Raw genomic sequence first — 17,261 nt, 5'->3', positions numbered from 1 at the left:
TTCGCCGATCGCAGAGGTTTTCCACGCAATCCGCACTTTCGAGTTGGGCAGAAATCGCCGGCGCTTTGGCGGAGACTGGCTTTGCCACATTGAGCGAGGTCGAAAGGGGGGCAATGTTAGATGTTCCTGTTATGTACTCATGAGGCGGTCGTCAATTGGTTTCTTAATCTGATGGCTATCAGGATCGGGCCCCAGATCCGCGAGCCATGTTGAGGCGCAAGGTTGCACTCGGTTAGCCGTTCGAATTTAAACCTTTCTGAGAATTCTAGTGGCGTCTTCAGGCGCCAATATAGGCATTTGCGGCTGCTTAAGGCGCCAAGCGATTGACATCGCAGAGGAGGAGTGGCTATATTCTCCAGGAGCCATAAGGCGCCAAGAAGCCTTTTAAGGGAGCCTTAAGACGCCATGCCTCCTCGTAGCCAATTAATCAGCGCGCCACCCTCAGCCGTTCAGGAGGCGATCAAGCGCTTGGGCAACAATCTCCGGACCGCGCGCCTGCGCCGCAACCTGAGCCATGCAGAGCTGGCAGCTAAGCTGGGCGTAGATCGTCACGTCATCGCTGACGCTGAGAACGGGAAATTGAGCACCAGTGCCGGCGTGTATGTCGGCATGCTGTGGGCAATGAATCTGCTCCCGTCGCTTGCCGACGTTGCCAACCCGAAGAACGATGAGGAGGGGCTCGCGCTAAGCGGCCTCGATGAGCGCGAGCGTGCGCGACAGGGGGGAGGACCAAGCAATGCCTTCTGAGGAGTGTTTCGTCTACATCACGCTGCCAGGCCAGACAGAACCGGTTACGGCGGGGCGGTATCAACTCGACACGACACGCCAAGGGGCCGCCGTTGGACAATTCGTCTATGGCCGCAGCTACCTCGAGCGAAAGGATCGCGTCGAGTTCGATCCGGTCGAGCTCAAGATTCAAGTCCCTCCGTTCCGGACAACGAAGCTGCGGGGCAATTTTGGCGCGTTGCGGGACAGCTCTCCGGACGCCTGGGGACGCAAGCTGATCGAAACTCGTCTGGGCAATCCGTCGCCGAGCGAAATTCAATATCTGCTCAACTCACCCGACGATCGCGCCGGCGCCTTGGGCTTTGGTCTTAACGTGCAACCGCCGGCACCTGTTCGTACGTTCAACAAGACGCTGGACTTGGCGCGTTTGATCGAAGTGGCCGACCAGATCGTCGCCGCTGAAAAGGATCCAGCAGCACGAGTACCAGCAGGTGCTGACGCTGAACAGGCCGAGGCGTTGATGCGTGCGGGCACCTCGATGGGGGGCGCGCGGCCGAAGGCTACCGTCGAGGACGAGGATGCGCTTTGGCTCGCGAAATTTCCCCATCGCGACGATCGATGGAACAACCCGCGGGTCGAGCACGCCATGCTGACCCTTGCTCGTGAGTGCGGGATCTCGTGCGCGGAGAGCCGGATGACCACGATCGGCGACAAGGATGTCGTCCTGATCAAGCGGTTCGATCGGAATAAGGCCGAGAAGGGTTACCACCGCAGCAGGATGGTGAGCGCCTTGACGCTGCTCGATGCGGATGACACGCCCGACACTGCCGATAAGCGTCAAAAATGGTCATATCTTCTGTTGGCTGATGAAATACGGCGAGCCGCATCCGGAAGTCAGTCGAAGGATCTGCCAGAGCTGTTTCGGCGTGTGTGCTTTAACACCCTCATCTCGAATACCGACGATCATCCACGTAACCATGCCATCTTGGCAAAGGACCAGGCGTGGTCGCTGTCGCCGGCATACGACCTCACACCGAACCCGATGATTGCATTGGAGCGCCGGGACCTGGCGATGGCATTCGGCGACTGGGGACGATACGCGAACCGGGTCAACTTGCTGTCGCAGTGCGAACGTTTTCTCTTGTCCAGAGAAGACGCCACGGCAATCGTTGACGGCATGAGAGCTACCATCGATGAGGCCTGGTATCGAGTCTGCCGGCAAGTTGGCGTCAGCGAGCGGGATTGCGAACTGATCCGCAGCGCGTTCATTTACGAAGGGTTCGGTTACAATTTGGAGGATCCGACGATCGCAACCGACGACGTCGAAGAGCTGCCGACCACCCGTCCACGCTAAGCGGGCGGGAAACGAACGAAAATCGCAGGTGCATAGCCCGAAGGCGATGCCGAATGTCCTCAGGCAAGCGAGCGCGCCCGCGCAGCATGTCAACTATTTTGATCTCGGATACCCGTCGTATCAAACGCGCTCCGGAATTCCTTCGAGATGCCGAAGTCGCTCGTCAATGGAGGCGCGATCACGCGCAAGATCCGCAACGTGGGAGGAGTCCAGCGCAACGAATTGTGGTTTCAGCAGCGTGCTCGCCATCTAGCGTCCAGTGGACACGGAAGCACTTCCCTCCCGTGAAGATGAATCCTGATCCCCGGACGAAACCACGTTGACGACTTCGAATTCGTGTCTGCGGTAGGAAATTCTCACCTCTTGCGTCGGTCTGCGGTCGATCGCCCGGATCCGGAGGCGCTTTGCGAATTCCCGTCGTCTCAGAGGCTCGCTCAGATACGTTTCGAGGTCCGAGGCCGCGGACTGGCGACTCTCGAAGGTCTTCTGAAAGGAGCCGCCGGAAATAATCCCGCCTTTGCCGAGGCTCAAGTTGAATAAGATCTCACCACTGAAAAAGTCCTCGAAATCTCTCAGGGCAACGATCGGCACTCCGCGGAACGAAAAGCCATTCAGGAAAGTCTTTTCTGTCAAGGCGAATGGAACAACTCTCTCGATGTCAGCCGGCCAGTTCAGGCTCGAAGACAGGGCGGACCAATTCGCGATAAGGAAGTCCGCCTTTCTGGCAGCCTGTTTGCAAGCTCCGGCCATCTTTTCCACGTGCTGCAGAATTGCAAGTGGCTCGGCTGAGAACGCATCGTACTTCACTTCGGCGAGGTAGATTGTCTTATCAGCTAGGATCAGTAGATCAACCTCCTCAAAAGTCGAGGCGTTCGGCTTTAGCTTCATGGGCCCACGGACCGCGAAGGGCAGCAACGCCTTCTTGATCGCGCGCGTCGTCAGGTCAGCGATGTAGGTCTCGAAATCGCGGCCGATGTCTATGTCATCGTTACCCGATACTAGTTCCTCGACGTAACGCTCGAAGTTCGCATGAGCGCACATCGGAGAGAGCAGCGCGTAGCTCGTCTCAAAAAATACGAGTGGGGTGAACCATATGTCGTGCTTCTGGCCCGGTACGAACACGAACCGGTCCAACAGCTCGCTAGCCACTTTCTCGTCCATGTCGAGGAAGGCCGCAACAAATGCGCCGAATGACGTCGCGTCGAACAAATATGAGTTGCTCTCGTTCTTGAGGCCGAAGCGGGAGAGGTTTCCGAGTGATATGAAGGTGAGGAGAAGATAAACATCGAGCGCGCGCGAAGCGGGATGATCCGCCTTCAGATGCCGAATAATGTTTCTTAGGAACGGATAGGCAATGTGATCGTGCATGCTCGCGCGAAATTTGGCAAAGTCCCGTCGATTTTTTCGTCCCACGCGCAATTGGCCGTCGACGAAACGATGCTGTGCCACGGCGAAGCCTTTGGCGCCGCCGAACGAGATGTGCTGCATTCTCAGCGACCCCTCGCGCGCCAAACTGATTCGCTGTGCAATCTCAATAGCATTGTCTGCGAGCGCTTCCGGCTTGGTATCCACCTCGTTGCCAAGGCAGAGGCACTCTAGCCAGTCGTTCTTGCAAATCCTGAACTGATTGAAGACTCTGAAGAGCAAGCGAAGGTCCGGGGCCGCGCCATCGCCATGATCAGTTTGCGACTTGAGGAAGGCGCAGTAATCTAGTGCAACTTTGAGCGTGTCAAAAATGCCTTCCAGGAGATCGTCGCCGGAATAGTCGTTGCCATCGGCCGTCCGGAACGCGCGAAGGTTCATCAGGTCGGATTCGGAAATAGTATCGGAATCGGTTGGCGGAATGAATGGTTGATCGAATATGTGGAAGCCGTCAAATAGCGACAAAAGGACCGCAGAACGGCGTACTGGTTCGGAGTGCTTAGCGGATAGGCGGTAGGATGCCAGCGCATTTCGCAAATCATCGAAGATTGCGATGAATGTGTCGTATGTCCGGCAGAATTCGGGGGCGCTGACGCGAAATCGCTCAATGAGCGCGTTCGCCTGCGTCTTCTCAAACTTGAAATGATCTGGTTGAAGCCGCGTATCGTTGATGATCAGCGATCGCATCTCGCGGCGGTCAAGGAACGTATCCAGCGTGAAATTAAAATCAGTCATCGACGTTCTTTCAGGGGCGAAGGCGAGGTGGTCTCATACTTCCGGAGAGTTCTGGATCGCAAGCGTCGAAATGCTTCGGTGAAGCCCTGCCTTCGAGATCCATGCCCATTTGCCCCCTCGGCAGACGTGCGCTGCCAGACGGATAAGGCCGTTGGCAGCGCCGGTCGACCTTTCGTCGCATTCCTACAGCCAATCCACGATGACCGGCGGTTGGTTTGGGTCATGGACCTCGTCAGGATTGAAGATCGGCTCATTGCGTGTCGACTAGACCCGTAGCTCATCTTGACAAACGGCGTACAGCCCTAGATTGTAGAGTGAAAGTTATTTGGTCGAGCGATTTCAAGCGGTTGCGCGGTAAGCAAGGTAGCCGCTTGCGACCGTGCTCTAAAGGGCGCGTGTCTTCCACGTGTGGCGTGTGGCGAAAGGCGAGCGGTAAGGTCTTTGCCAAGAATCATTCACTGTAGCTTTTTGACTGAGGAGTTTTCATGGTTTCGCCTCTTGAGCTCCTGCGGGAGGCAAATCGAGAGTACCCGGCCACCCGTATCGTGTGGCCGGCGATCGCCATTGTTGCGGTGCTGGCCATCATCGAGTCCTTCCGTATCAGTTGGAGCGTCGCTGCGCTTGGAGCAATCGTCATACTGATATTGCTCATCCTGTTCCTGATCGTATCTGCAATCGCGGGAATATTGGGGCGTGATCGCCAAGGGTTTGCCATCCTCCGTTTGCCGGTTTTCGTGATTGTTTGGGCTTATACGCTGAGCATCTGCGTTGTCTTGGGCTTGTGCATCAGCTGCTTCTTCTTCCGCTGGCCAGGTTCGTTCGCAGAGCTAGTCACGTTCGGTCAATCGGTGGCCGTCGCCAAATTGGAGAAGCCGACTCAAACACCCCCGGTGGTCCAGCCGGTGCCACGATCGGACACGCCTTCCGCCTCTCCCGTCGGACAAGGACCTCAGGTTGACGTGGCACGCGTCAACGCGTGTCTGAACGCGATCGATAAGGAAAAGTTGTCGGTCGCTGAAGTGACCGTTCAATCACGCCAGTGCCTGCAGGCAGGCAAGTGAAGAGGGTAACCAAGATGCCGACGTCATTGGCGCGCCACGCTAGAACGATTGGTGCATTGTTGCTTACCGTGGCCTATTCGACCGATGTTGTCTGGGCCGACGAGATCGACCAATGCATGACAAACCTACAAGCCGCGTATGAAAGCCCGCAACAGTTCACGCAAGAGGGAGAGATAACCTGCCCGGCGGGGGATGTCGTTGGCTTCCCGCCGCGTATTCGTCGCAACGACAGGAGCGGCGCGGTGACTTACATGGCCCCTCCCGGGACGATCATTCAAAATCGTTCGATCGATGCGATCAGCGTAGATAATATCAGCCAGAATAACGGCAGGTATGGTCAGCCGTCGATCTCCGCGGACAATCGAACCGTAACTGTGCCGATCAGCTGCGATGGCAAGGGACCAGGTGAAGGACGTGCGTGGCAGAACATTCGAATTCGCGGAGTGATCATTCGGCAGCCTGCGGCCGAGAACATCAAGTCTTGGGCGATCCAGTGCGTTAGATGCGTGGCTGAGAAGAACTGTCCCGCGCCTTGAGACATCAATGCGAGAGCGTGGCGTTGATGTCACGCTTTCTTCAAAGAGCGCCGTCGACGACCTCCTCCATGAACTCCGAACCTCGGCGTTCGGTCGCGGCCGACAAGACCTCGTGAAGTCTAGCGCCTTCGGTATCGCGGGTGGCCCTAGGCCAAGCGCGCGCCATTGCGATAAATCGTTTGATTGCTCATGGAAATCCATAGAATGCCTAGCGGCGTTGCATGATGATGCGATAGCATCCGTTGTTCAATAGTACGACAGTCAAGGGCAGATAGCGACTGTTATGCGGCTGGATCTAGCGCAGATTTGTTGCGATCGAGATTGGTGCTCTCGGAGTTCAGCGAATGGCAGGGGACAAACTCCTTCGCCTGCTGAGCGAAGAAGTGGCGCCGCAGAATCGGCAACTGCTCGCGAGCCTCGGTGAAGCCACGGTTTTTCATCTCGGTAATGCGCCCGGCGTTATCCAGGGTGTACCGCCCCAACGGAGCGTTTGATCGATCCGCCAGATTGCCTGCCGATGATGGACGTCGCCCGTGACGATCTTTGCCGTACTCATTGCGCTATGCGACTGTCCGGCCATAAACAGGCGTGCCATCGATGTCGCCATGGGCAGCTTGCCTTTCCACCGCGGCGGCGCCTTTACGTCCTTGATCGTGCCTATGCTTAGGATCTTCAGCCGATCGGCAGGCCAGCCGAGCATTCCGATGGCTTCGATCGAGGCGACGCCGATCGGGTTGTTCGCCCAAACGCCGCCGTCGACAAGCTCGATGGCATCCTCGGTGGTGTGTGGGTTCAGGAACGTTGGAGCTGCCGCCGTTGCCATCGCCGCATCGACCGCAGAAACTCTGTAGTCGGTCTCGAGGCGCGGATGATGGGCGGTCTTGTATATGTAGACGCGTTCGAGCATGGGGTGCCATGCTGGCACGACCAGGCGGGTTTGGCTCTCGCCGAGCCGCCGATCGCCAAGCGCCCCCACGAGCGCGTCGTGCAGCGGCTTGGAGGAATATTTCGAGGCGATGAGTTGACGCGCGCCCCTCCAGCGCTGCAACACGAAGTTCGCGATGGCGCCGTGCTGCTGTCCGAAGATGGCGCGGCCCTGTTCTTCGTAAAGTTTGAGGATATCCTTCGCCGACAGACCGAGCCCGAGTCCGATGGCGATGATGCCGCCGGTGGACGTTCCTCCGATCAGGTCGAAGTAGGAGACAAGCGGCGCGTCGAGATGATCTTCGAGCTTCGCCAGGAAGGCAGCCGGAAAGGCACCGAGGATACCTCCTCCGTCGATGGACAGGATCTTGTAGGTCGGCAACTCGTCGTGGTTCATTTGTGCACCCCGGTTTGATCTATGAACCGAAGTCTCGGCGAGCGGCCAAGGTCCTGATCGTGTCCCGACCGATGGACGCCTCCGCCCTTCCATTCGTCTGACGCAAGCCAGTCCTCGAAATACCAGAGCCAAAGCATGGTCCACGGTACGATGGTCTGATCGATCCGGATCCATGCCTGCCACTCTGAGGTTCCAGGCAGATAGAGACACAGGCGCGTCGGATTGTGATAGACATGGGGCAAGTCGCGTCCGCCGGCGAGCTGCGCGAGATCCGGCGTCTCGATGAACGTGCGCGGCGATCGCTCCTGCGCCATCTCGATGCGAACGCGGTAGATCCTGCTCAGAGGAGAGGGCGAGGTATCGAACCTCCAGACAAAGGCGCCGGCCCGCAGCGTTCCTGCGCCCAAGCTCAACGGATTGGCTCTCAGGTTCACGTACTGCTGCGCTGCCGTCAACGGCTTCCGGCGCCCCAATCGCATTCAGTCACCGCGCATCGCCGAAGAACGTGTTGCTCCGGACAGGCGTAGCACCGACGGTCGTGCCCAAGATCAGACCGGCTGGCTTGGTGACCGAAAGCTTGTTGCCCGTACGGGCCGTGCTGAGGCGCGCTGTCAGCGCGTCGAGCGCGGCATTTGCCGGCGTACGTCCGACGACGTCGCCCAGCAGTCGGCGCACATCATCGAGCCCCTCCGCCGCCGCGAGCCGCTCGATGTCGGCGATGAGCTTGATGTGCCACTCGAAGAACGCGACCGCACGCTCTGGGTGCTTGTTCCATTTTTCGCAAAAGTTCTCGCCTTTCGTGGTCTGGTTCCAGAGATACCATTCCGCGCTGGCGTCAGTGACACGGGTCTCGATCATGTCCGGCATGCGGCGCAGCAAGTCGACGATCAGGTCCAGTTCGTGGTCGTACACCACGTTGCCGACGCAGAATTCGTAGGCTCGCGAGGTCAGCGTCGTGATAATGATCGACAGCGGCGCCACGCCGTCGGCGTCGCCGATAAATTCGAGATCACGATGGCGCTTTGCGATCTGCACGGTCCGGCGCAAGAGGCCCTTCAGCTTCATTTGCTCAGGATAGGGCTCTACCGAGTCCTTCGCGATGGTGCTGGCGAGGGTCCGTCCGAAGGCGGAGCGGATCCGGGCACGCAGCTTGGCGCGACGCTCGAACTTCGCCCGGTACCCCATGGGATTGGATGCCTTCCAGGACTTCAATGTCTTGTCGGGGACGAGTTCGCCACCGAGCGTACAGCCGGGATTGGGGATGCTGGGGGTGATGTCCAGGTGGAATTCGTTGGCATAGTTGAGCCGCCAGCAGCGCGGCATCTCCAGCAGCAGGGGGGCGTAGTGGCCGTTCGCCCGAAGACGGTCCCCAATGCGCGCCTTAAGCATCGCGGGCGAGATCGCGGTGTCGATATCCGGCACGTGCGCCACCAGATCGACGTCGTACTCGGCGATGCCAATCGGCTTGACCGTCGTGCCGATCGCCACGGAGCCCTGGAGCCGGATGGCGATTTCGGCCAGCAGCGGGTCGTCGGACTGGGAGAGCCAGTCGCCGACGCCTTCATAGCGCTGCTGCGCGACCTCGCGCTGATAGGACGACGGCTCGAGATGCTGGCAGGCCTCCTCGATGAGGTCGGCCAGCTGCGACTGGCGCAGCTGCGCCCGTTCTATTATGTAATTCATTGTTTTATCACCGGTTTTCAAATGATTGCCCCCGGTCCCATCGAAACCGGTCGCCTCTACATCTGCATGCCGGCCAGCTGCGCGTTTCGGACTCGATTTTTTTGTCCGAAAGAGATTTTTGGCCGGCATAGGATACGTGAAGCTATGGACGACATCAGCGTGCCGCCTCCCGAAGTATCGGCCTCCGCGACCGAGCACCTCACATACGATGAGGTGGCGTCGGCGCTGGACGGGCTGACGCCGCTCGACCTCGCTCGTCTGGACGCCATCGAACGCCGTTACCTTGGTGGGACCGACTTCGCCGAGGGCGACCTATTGCAGGAGGCGATGTGTTCCGCGCTCTTCCAGGAGAAGCGCTGCCCGCGCATCACCAGGTTCATAGTCTTCCTGGTCCAGTCGATGCGGAACATCGCCGGCCACCGGCGCGATCGTCTGCAGCAGCAGGTTCCGATAGAGGACGTGACGACCGGCGAGCGCAAGTCGAAGTTCGAATTGAAAGCGTCGGGACCGAGCCCGGAGGATGCGGCAATCCGGGCGGAACAGGATCGGGCGGCATCGGAGGTTTGTGCGGCACTGAACGTGCACTACGGCGCCGACGAGGAGATGAGCATGGTGCTACTCGGCTGGGAGAATGACATGAGGGGCGAGACGCTGCGGGATTTTCTGGGCGTCGACCAGGCGCGCCTGGACTACGTGATCAAGAAAATCCGGCGCTTCGCCCGTCGGGAGTATCCGAAGGGATGGTGGCGATGAGCAGAGATCCGACAGACCGCGAGAAATTGTCGAAGCTCGACCGGGCCATCGACGACAGCATACTTGAAGCCTCGGAAGCCGATCTGCGCGAAGACTTCAAGGAAGCGGGTGACGATTTCGAGAAGGCGGTGGCCCGCGCCGGCCGCGCTTTGGAGCAGGCGAGGGCGCGTGCCGCTCGGATGCGTTTCGAGCGGGCTCAGGATGAATCGAAGGCATACCGTGAGCAGGAGAACGTCAAGAGCTTCGACCTTGCGAAAGCGCGTCGTCGTTTCGATGGGATGCGATCCGGTGAGGTCGCTGATTCAATGATGGCCGCACGCAAGGGTGGCAAACTTTCTGAGCGTGATGAGGAAAACCTGTTGAAGGATCTGGCGCAGCTCGAGGCGCTTGAAAACGAGGACAAGGAAGAAGGGGAAGAATGACCCCGGCAGAGCGCCTGCTCGTCGGGCTCGGGATCGCGGAGCCCAAGGATATCGACCTCGATGCCATCGGATGGACGCAAGGCGCAGTGGTCAATTACAGGCCGATCGACAACTGCGAAGCCACGATCTTGGGATCGAAGAAGCGCGCCGTCATCGCGGTCAATAGCCTCAGCATGCGACAGCGTCGCCGCTTCTCCCTTGGACACGAGCTTGGGCATTGGCACTACGATCGCGGAAAGGTTCTCTTCTGCGGCAAGAACGACGTCTGCAATTTCAGGCATGACGCGCTTAGTCCGGAGCGGCGTGCCGACGACTTCGCCTCCGATCTGATTCTTCCTATTTTTATGGTTCTTCCGCGACTTTGGAAGATGAAGCGCCTCACTTTGGCGGCGTCCAGGGAGTTGGCCGATGAGTTCGACGTCAGTCTCACGGCCACCCTTGTGAAGATGACCGCGTTGAACCATTTCCCCATGGTCATTGTTTGCCACAACAGGCGGAATCGCGTCTGGTACAAGACGTCGCCGATGATCGCGGAATGGTGGCGGCCCGTCAGGGCATTGGACGATCAGACGTTCGCCGCCGACATGCTGCTCCGGGGCGCCGACGAACAAAACTTCCCCCGAAAGAATCCGGCGGATGCCTGGTTCGATTTCAAGGGATGCGATCGGCACGAGGTAGAAGAGCAGTCGTTCCTTCTGCCGGACGACGAGATCCTCACGGTGCTCACGCTGCCACGGCAGGCGATCGCGTAGATTTTGGCCTGAGTCACCACGCCGCAACAACGATTGGAAGCGGAGGCTGGTGGATGTGGACGCGCAGTAAAACGCAGCCGCTCAGGCTCGCGAGCCGGCTGTTTTCAAGGATGGTCGCAGGTTACAATGGTCTCGCAGGCCAACTGGCAGAAACGCGACCGTGTCGGATGAAATGGAAGAAATTAAGATAGAGACGGCCTGTCACGAAGCGGGACATGCGGTTATGGGCTGCTTGCTTGAACGTCTTCCGATTTCGGTGTCGATCGTGGCGGACGTCAAGGGCGCCGTGGACAAGACGGAATTTGAGCAGGATGCCCCTCCGGGCGGTTTTCGCCATTTCGATGAGTCCGAGCGAAAGAAGAAATATATTCGGACGCGTTTTGATCGAGGTCGCGGGCACGATCGCGCACGACATCGAATTTCCGGGGCGCGCTCATGATCAGGGCGATGCTTTATGACGACTGCTGGGCAAAGGAACTCGTCACAGAAGGCGTCCACTTGGAAGATGACAAGGACGGCTACTTGGCTTCCGCAAGAAGACGCCGAGGGGGTGCTCCCACAGGGAGACTCACTCTAAGCAACGAAAGAGAGTGCAATTCGTGGCGATCTGAAGATGTCGAAACGAGGCCGAAATCTGCCCACGAGCGCGTATGCGATCATCGTCGACGGTCTTGTGAAAACCGAGTTCGCCACAAGGACGGCGTGGAGATCGGGGCCAAGGATTTGAAGCGTCGATTTCCCATGCTGCGAGTCGAGATTTTCGATGCGGCTGTGCAGGCCGCCCGGGATGTGAATGCACCGTAGGGTTACGGGTGTGGCGACCGGACGCTCAGGCTCGATCGGCCTGCATCCAGTTTGCTAAGATGGTTCATGGCAAAGGCCGAATCAGAGCGCGCGATCCGAGCTTTGGCAACGACGTGGTATGACACGCTTGCCGAAGAGAGGCGGGAGCATCCGAGCTTCTCCGAATTCAAAACGTGGCTTTCGAACAACCACTACTCGCACTACTTGCATTTCCGTTCCCGCATGGGAGCCGACTACGATGCCGAGATGTGGTTCGACGATGAACTTGGCCAGAATTGGCGGAGGTAAGGCTTGGGCCAGGAGACACATCGCCCCGAATGGGGAAACATTTCACAAATCGTATCTGCGCTCTGTGCCTTGGCGCTGGCTATTCTGGCCATCTACGGGTTCTTGTTTTCAAAGACCTCGCAGGCATTCGTGAGCTACCTCCAATCGGAGTTGGCATTGCGCAATATCCGCATAACGAGCCTGGAGCAGACCGAAAAGGACCTGCAGCGCTCGATTGCGGAAAGCCAAGTCAGCTTGAGCAGCTTGACCGAACAGAAAGTCAGGCTGGAAGGTCAGATTGCCGATCTCGAGATGGCGCAGCAGGGTTACGCCAAGCAGGTGCAGGAACTCGGGGCACAGCTCGTCGGCACGACGTTTTCGCTCGTTCGCGAAAAGGTACTGGTCAGCAAGGCAACACTTCTCTCGGAGCTGGACGTGTTGGGGCTAAAAATACAGATCGACTGGTACGACAAGGGCCTGCCGGCGCAAACGGTCAGGCCCTGGCAATCGTACCTAAAGACGCTCCAGAAAAAGATGGCGGACCTTGGCGAAGCCGATCGGGCGATGGGCAAAACGGTCCTGGACAAGTTCGTTCAGCAATGTAGCAGTTTGAATTCAGTCGTGATCCAAGTGCCGGCGATGCGGGTCACGTCGAGTGAAAGCCTATCTGCTTACGACTACAACATTGACAGGCATCCGGTCGGTATTCGCGCAAAAGCGATAGCCAATCAGATCCGCAAGGCTGAGGATGACATGCAGGCCTGCTTCAAATCCCTCTCCCAGTAGGAGGGAGGGCCAGCGAGGCTTCCTGAACGGCTTTATCTTTGCTTGCAAGCAGCGTCTCGAAGTGACTGCTTTGCTGCAGCGACTTCAAAAGCATTTCAGCGTCGCCCGGCACTCCGGCAATGTCGATTTCAAAGGACGTCCCAAGCACTTTTCGTTCAGCACGCGGACGAACGTCTTCAGGGCGGTCCAGAATTCGTCCCCTTCCTGCCAGGTCGCATAGCCAAGGGGTGTTCCCTTTCGGATCGCATCGCGGTCGGCGTGGGCCACAAGCTTGTTGCGAGCCGGCTTGATCTTAGTCCGCAGTCTGCACATGGTTTGCTCAGGCTGCTCGAGCTGTTGGAATGTTGCCGAATGCGGCGAGAAGCTGTCGACCAAATACTCGATGGTGAAATTTTGGCCGTTGTTGGCGGGAACGGTAATCCGACAGCACGAGGTATTCGGCCGAGAACCTGCCCCATATCCAGGAAAAAGGACGGTGAGGCCTTCTCCATGAGGGCACGTTCGTCATCGGAGTTACGCCAGATCCGGACCGTCAGCGTGACCATCGTGCGGATATAGACGCAGTGGCCTGAGAACTCGGTGACCTCGCCGTCAAAGCCGGTCGTCGCGCCTTGGTATGTGGCGGCTGGCGCGCCCGCTCGTTGGGATCCGGTCATGGTGCGAACTCCCTGCTGCGAAAAGCGAGATCACGAAAAATCCGGCGCGACAACCCGCCAGCTTGGCACGACCAGGGGAGCGGCGCCGGAAGACAGAGGCGAACCCAACCCCTCCGACGTCCTCACCGGGGACGCTGACGCCCGGAAAAAGCTGCGCGCAGCGAGCGGATGGCATCGTGACTTGCCAGCTTATCCATGCATTGCACACGGCGTGGACACCGCCGGGCTCTCGTGAGATTAATCGACTGTGACGAGCGTCAGGATATTGTTTCTCGCCAAGGATGCAGGCATTTTTCGGCTTTGGGCAAAGTTCATTTTCTTTTGGGGGGCACGATGTGGCAGGGCATTCAACGCCGCTTTTATTTCATGATGTATTACTTCGGCCGGACCCCGCCGACATCCGCCGAGATTGATGCGGCTTTCGAAAAGATCGAAACCGAAGCCACGATTGCAGCTGATGATCCATGGTGCGACTGCCTGGTCAAGGCCGGGCCCACCGTCATCGAGTGCAAGACGAGAAGAACATCGACATGCGAGGCGATGGGCCAGCTCAGGCCCGACGTGAACGCCAGCCCGCACACGTCGGCTTCTGCAAAAGCGTGTCGGATGGCTCGAAATGAGCAAGGCTGTGCGTCGTTGCAGAGTCTCGCTCTGGATCTCGCTTTCATCGGTTATCCTGTCCGGATGTGCGTCGGTCGTCCCCAATTTCGATATACCGGCGGATCATTACGGACCGACCATCCATTCGATGTCGCGGCGCGTGAGCTGCGAACTGGTGCAGTTGATCGAGCGGGGTGAGGCGGTATCTGACATCTTGCTCGGCGACGACATGGACGTTGCCGTCCAGCTGAACCTGACAGTCAACGATACAGGGGGACTTAGCCCCTCTTTGACTTACACCAACGCGCCCTTTGCGTTCGGCTTGGGCGGGACGCTTAGTCAATCGCGCGAGCAAAACTTCACGCAAAAGTACTACTACTCAACCCGGGCTCTGCAGAAGCAGGCCGCGGAGGTGAGGAAGCTCGGGGGCAATCTGGCGGAATGCTGGCCCACGGACACCAATCTCGCGGGCGAACTGGGACTCAGGAAAACAGTCGAGCTTGCCCTTACCGGGCAGAGTGTTGCGTGGGACAAGAAGCTTTCCGATGACGGAGGCGTCTTTGGCGGCTATGTCAATTTTGTCGTTACGAAGAGCGTAAATGGTGGTCCAACCTGGACGCTCACCAGTTTTACCGGTCCCGGAAGCAATCTCGGATCGTTCTCGGAGGTCAACACGGACAAATTGACATTCGCATTTGCACGCGGCGACAAGGCCGGAACGCCGTTCCGAGCGTCCGGTCGGGCCAAGGCGGATCGGCTCATCGAACAGGTCAATATCAATCAGCTGACAACCCAGTTATCGGGGGTTCGTCCGCTGAGGTGACTGTAGTGATCGAGATCGACCAATGAACGACATCTTGTTCACTTCGTTGGTGCCACGCAGGGGCTCGCAGATTCGGCAGGTCGCCGGCGGAATGCGCGTACAGCCAACCAATCGTGGTTGGCAGATTGAGGCGCTTGGGACCGACGCCTGGAGCTCGATCGACCACGAACCAGAGGTCGGCGAGGCAGCTGCCCGAGGAGGTTGGCAATCCTGGTCCAGTTGGACAAACTAAACTCAAAGTCCCGTTGTCTCGTTCGTCGCCGAATGGACGGTCCCAGTACCGCCCGCGGCCGCGAATGGGCAGACCATCTACCTGTTCAACCGGCTGCAGGATGCGACGGGTCACCATATCGTCCAGCCCGTGCTTCAATGGGGGCGCTCTCCGGCCCGTGGCTGCACGAGCGCCTGGGGACTTGCAAGCTTGTGGGTAGGAGGTCCAGACGACCTGATGTTCACGACGCATTGGGAAGAGGTCGCTCCTGGCACAGTAGTGGTCGGTCGCATGACGCTTGAAACCCAGACCAATGGCCTGTTCAGTTGCACGGCCGAATTTGACGGCTATCCCGCCACGCAACTGACTGCGGAGAATCTGCCGCCGATGGTCGATTGCGTCCTAACGTTGGAATATTATGGCACAGGGCCCACCGCCCCTTATCCGCAACTCCCGTTCACGGAGTTTCGTGCGATATCGATTGCTCCCGACGCGGTCGCGGCCAATGTTCGCTGGGAAGCGAGTGGAGGAGCGGTGGTCAAGCGGGACGGGGGCACCCGTGCGTGCGTCGATGGGGCTTATCCGGCGACAGGGACGTGAAGGCTCAAGCTCTATAACCGGCCCACATGGTCGGCTTTCTCCCATTTCGTCTCGAGATCGTCTGCAACGCACTTTGGCGCTGGAGGTGTGCCCTGGTCGAAATAAGTCCGGAAATCGATGTGAACGCGCATATTGTCCGGCCGATATGGTGCCGTCCGATCGTAAAGCAGGACGTGGTCTGTTTCGAACCGCTTGTAGACGGATTTGTGCATTGGTGAGGCGGACTCGCCGGTCTCCGGATCGACGGGAAGATGTCGCACACCGGCCTTCAAGAAGCTGCCCGCTTGCTCGTTGTGTTGCGGTCCGGCCGGGTCCGGAGACAGTCGTAAGACACTGCCATCATGCTTTAAACCATCCGGAATAAGCGAAGCCCCGGCCACAATCCATTTCAGCGCCACGTCCGACAGGCGCGCTTCGTTCTCCAGATAGCCACCACCAATGTCGGCGTGTACGCCCGGAAACCAAACTTGCTCGAAATAGAGATTACCTTGAGCATCGCGCTGGTCCTGCTTCTCGGCAGTTGGCGACCAGGGAACCCGTTTGAAATCGGCGCGGTTCTCGTCGATCGAAATCGCATGTTTGGCGTAGCCGACATTGCGGTTCAATGTGGTGTCATAGAATTTGTGCTTGGGAGGCGCCAGGTGCAGGGTCAAGAGCCGCTTGTCCAGACTGTAGCCCGGCAATGGCGGCGCGACCTTGAGATAATTCTTCAGCAAGACGATCAATGCGGCTGCGATGCCGAGGTAGCTCAGGATGCGCGCTGCCCATCCAGCCCACGGAAAGTAGGGCTCAAGCGCGCTGCCGCCCCAATGCAGTCCGACCAGGATCGCGATGCCAAGCGCCACGAGCGCAGAGCCGAGATATTTGTGCCCGAGAGCCGCGACGGTATCGAATACGCCGATGAAATACGGAAACACGTTAGCCTGTTCGACCTGACCAACGATCTGTGAACTGCCGTGCTCCTGCCGGAATTTCGCTGCGGTGGCATCCCGCGTTTCGAGCAGGAATAGTCGGTGACCCCTGGTGTCCTTGCGGCTTAGGAGGGGCAGAATTGGTAGACATCCTTGACTGCGTGCTCGGCTAGTTTCTTGATACTTTTGGGGTCGCGTTTGAGGGGAGAACCATCGGACAGGTGTTGCGGGATGCCGCAGTGGGTCATCACACCAGCGACGGACCGAACCGTATAGGCGCCGCGGCTGAAGCCGATCAGATAGATGCGATCGCCCTCTTCGTAGAGCGAGATGATCGCCGCGTAGCAATCGACGATATTGCGGGTGATCCCGAGGCCCGTTGCCATGCTGGCCAGGTTGTAGAGCCACCGCATCCAGCCAATTTTGAAATGGCCGCCGTCGGAAGCCGATCCGAGGCCTGGATCGTAGAAGGCCACCTGTGCCGACGGCTCAACCGTGGTATCAGGACCGACCCGACAAGCTCGATAGAGTTTATAGACGTTGGTTCGAGCCTCATCGAAATTGATGCCGCCGGCCTGGCCGGTGCCATCGGAGAAGATCACAATATTCTTCGGCATTTCACCCCATCCCCCGAGTGGGATAATTCATCAAATATATCACAGATTGTGGCTGCCAAAATGACCTCGGTGCCGGTCATGCCGCCGCATAGGTGACAACTCGTTGAGCTGGGGCAGAGCCGAACGCGCCGAGCGCAGTGCGGACGCAGCGACCGGCGCGCCCACCAGGCCATGGCACCAATCACGCGCTGCGAAAGTCCTTGAGATGGAGTTCAACGGAG

20 protein-coding genes are annotated in these 17,261 nt (G+C 58.6%); 13 read left to right on the top strand and 7 right to left on the bottom strand.

The window, feature by feature from the left end; all coding sequences use genetic code 11:
• Positions 1–468: 468 nt before the first annotated feature.
• Positions 469–747 (top strand): helix-turn-helix transcriptional regulator, encoded by a 279-nt coding sequence (locus AB3L03_RS12790; protein ID WP_240543913.1) that lies wholly within the window; start codon positions 469–471, stop codon positions 745–747.
• Positions 737–2,080: a type II toxin-antitoxin system HipA family toxin gene (locus tag AB3L03_RS12785; protein ID WP_085383578.1), complete on the top strand. Its 1,344-nt coding sequence runs from the start codon at positions 737–739 to the stop codon at positions 2,078–2,080. Before AB3L03_RS12790 ends, AB3L03_RS12785 begins: the two co-directional genes overlap by 11 nt.
• Before the next feature lie 249 nt (positions 2,081–2,329).
• On the opposite strand, the gene AB3L03_RS12780 is transcribed toward AB3L03_RS12785, so the two are convergent.
• Entirely contained in the window at positions 2,330–4,237 is a 1,908-nt protein-coding gene (locus AB3L03_RS12780; protein ID WP_368508732.1) for a hypothetical protein, read from the bottom strand.
• 485 nt (positions 4,238–4,722) lie between these two features.
• Between AB3L03_RS12780 and AB3L03_RS12775 the strand changes: the two genes are divergently transcribed.
• Positions 4,723–5,298 carry a hypothetical protein gene (locus tag AB3L03_RS12775; RefSeq protein WP_085383561.1) on the top strand — a complete coding sequence of 192 codons (576 nt, stop codon included), beginning with the start codon at positions 4,723–4,725 and terminating at the stop codon, positions 5,296–5,298.
• A gap of 14 nt (positions 5,299–5,312) precedes the next feature.
• A complete protein-coding gene (locus AB3L03_RS12770; protein ID WP_143273798.1) occupies positions 5,313–5,834 on the top strand; it encodes a hypothetical protein in 522 nt (173 codons plus the stop codon).
• A 436-nt stretch (positions 5,835–6,270) separates the two neighbouring features.
• Here the strand turns inward: AB3L03_RS12770 and AB3L03_RS12765 are convergent, their stop codons facing one another.
• The 3 genes from AB3L03_RS12765 to AB3L03_RS12755 are packed head-to-tail and all read right to left on the bottom strand — an operon-like array spanning position 6,271 to position 8,967.
• On the bottom strand, positions 6,271–7,155 hold the full coding sequence (locus AB3L03_RS12765; RefSeq protein ID WP_368508731.1) for a CBASS cGAMP-activated phospholipase: 885 nt from the start codon (positions 7,153–7,155) through the stop codon (positions 6,271–6,273).
• A complete protein-coding gene (locus AB3L03_RS12760) occupies positions 7,152–7,610 on the bottom strand; it encodes a hypothetical protein (RefSeq protein WP_368508730.1) in 459 nt (152 codons plus the stop codon). The genes AB3L03_RS12765 and AB3L03_RS12760 overlap by 4 nt, the downstream gene beginning before the upstream one ends.
• A 28-nt stretch (positions 7,611–7,638) precedes the next feature.
• Entirely contained in the window at positions 7,639–8,967 is a 1,329-nt protein-coding gene (locus tag AB3L03_RS12755; protein ID WP_368508729.1) for a nucleotidyltransferase, read from the bottom strand.
• Positions 8,968–8,982: 15 nt separating this feature from the next.
• Between AB3L03_RS12755 and AB3L03_RS12750 the strand changes: the two genes are divergently transcribed.
• The 6 genes from AB3L03_RS12750 to AB3L03_RS12725 all read left to right on the top strand — a co-directional run bounded on the left by AB3L03_RS12750 (position 8,983) and on the right by AB3L03_RS12725 (position 12,622).
• Positions 8,983–9,591 carry a hypothetical protein gene (locus AB3L03_RS12750; protein WP_368508728.1) on the top strand — a complete coding sequence of 203 codons (609 nt, stop codon included), beginning with the start codon at positions 8,983–8,985 and terminating at the stop codon, positions 9,589–9,591.
• On the top strand, positions 9,588–10,013 hold the full coding sequence (locus AB3L03_RS12745; RefSeq protein WP_368508727.1) for a hypothetical protein: 426 nt from the start codon (positions 9,588–9,590) through the stop codon (positions 10,011–10,013). The genes AB3L03_RS12750 and AB3L03_RS12745 overlap by 4 nt, the downstream gene beginning before the upstream one ends.
• A 128-nt stretch (positions 10,014–10,141) precedes the next feature.
• Positions 10,142–10,765 (top strand): ImmA/IrrE family metallo-endopeptidase, encoded by a 624-nt coding sequence (locus AB3L03_RS12740; RefSeq protein ID WP_368508726.1) that lies wholly within the window; start codon positions 10,142–10,144, stop codon positions 10,763–10,765.
• 160 nt (positions 10,766–10,925) lie between these two features.
• Positions 10,926–11,204, top strand: a complete 279-nt coding sequence (locus AB3L03_RS12735) for a hypothetical protein (RefSeq protein WP_368508725.1) — start codon at positions 10,926–10,928, stop codon at positions 11,202–11,204.
• Between the two features lie 431 nt (positions 11,205–11,635).
• Positions 11,636–11,857, top strand: a complete 222-nt coding sequence (locus AB3L03_RS12730; protein ID WP_368508724.1) for a hypothetical protein — start codon at positions 11,636–11,638, stop codon at positions 11,855–11,857.
• 3 nt (positions 11,858–11,860) lie between these two features.
• Positions 11,861–12,622 carry a hypothetical protein gene (locus tag AB3L03_RS12725; RefSeq protein ID WP_368508723.1) on the top strand — a complete coding sequence of 254 codons (762 nt, stop codon included), beginning with the start codon at positions 11,861–11,863 and terminating at the stop codon, positions 12,620–12,622.
• 84 nt (positions 12,623–12,706) lie between these two features.
• Here AB3L03_RS12725 and AB3L03_RS12720 read toward each other — a convergent pair whose 3' ends face one another.
• The gene (locus AB3L03_RS12720) at positions 12,707–12,997 is read right to left on the bottom strand and encodes a hypothetical protein (RefSeq protein ID WP_368508722.1); all 291 of its coding nucleotides are present in this window, start codon (positions 12,995–12,997) and stop codon (positions 12,707–12,709) included.
• A 614-nt stretch (positions 12,998–13,611) separates the two neighbouring features.
• Here AB3L03_RS12720 and AB3L03_RS12715 point away from each other — a divergent pair.
• The 3 genes from AB3L03_RS12715 (at position 13,612) to AB3L03_RS12705 (ending at position 15,512) form a co-directional block, all read left to right on the top strand.
• A complete protein-coding gene (locus AB3L03_RS12715; protein ID WP_368508721.1) occupies positions 13,612–14,076 on the top strand; it encodes a hypothetical protein in 465 nt (154 codons plus the stop codon).
• Positions 14,054–14,701 carry a hypothetical protein gene (locus AB3L03_RS12710; protein ID WP_368508720.1) on the top strand — a complete coding sequence of 216 codons (648 nt, stop codon included), beginning with the start codon at positions 14,054–14,056 and terminating at the stop codon, positions 14,699–14,701. Before AB3L03_RS12715 ends, AB3L03_RS12710 begins: the two co-directional genes overlap by 23 nt.
• A 448-nt stretch (positions 14,702–15,149) precedes the next feature.
• Positions 15,150–15,512, top strand: coding sequence for a hypothetical protein (locus AB3L03_RS12705; protein WP_368508719.1), 363 nt, complete (start codon positions 15,150–15,152; stop codon positions 15,510–15,512).
• An 11-nt stretch (positions 15,513–15,523) separates the two neighbouring features.
• Here the strand turns inward: AB3L03_RS12705 and AB3L03_RS12700 are convergent, their stop codons facing one another.
• Positions 15,524–16,429, bottom strand: a complete 906-nt coding sequence (locus AB3L03_RS12700) for a DUF2235 domain-containing protein (protein WP_368508718.1) — start codon at positions 16,427–16,429, stop codon at positions 15,524–15,526.
• A gap of 119 nt (positions 16,430–16,548) precedes the next feature.
• A complete protein-coding gene (locus AB3L03_RS12695; protein WP_368508717.1) occupies positions 16,549–17,040 on the bottom strand; it encodes a DUF2235 domain-containing protein in 492 nt (163 codons plus the stop codon).
• Positions 17,041–17,261: the final 221 nt, after the last annotated feature.

The sequence above is a fragment of the Bradyrhizobium lupini genome, from assembly GCF_040939785.1.
Taxonomy (GTDB): Bacteria; Pseudomonadota; Alphaproteobacteria; order Rhizobiales; family Xanthobacteraceae; genus Bradyrhizobium; species Bradyrhizobium canariense_D.
The sequence above is the reverse complement of the archived record's forward strand: the minus strand, read 5'-3'. Positions and strand labels throughout refer to the sequence as shown.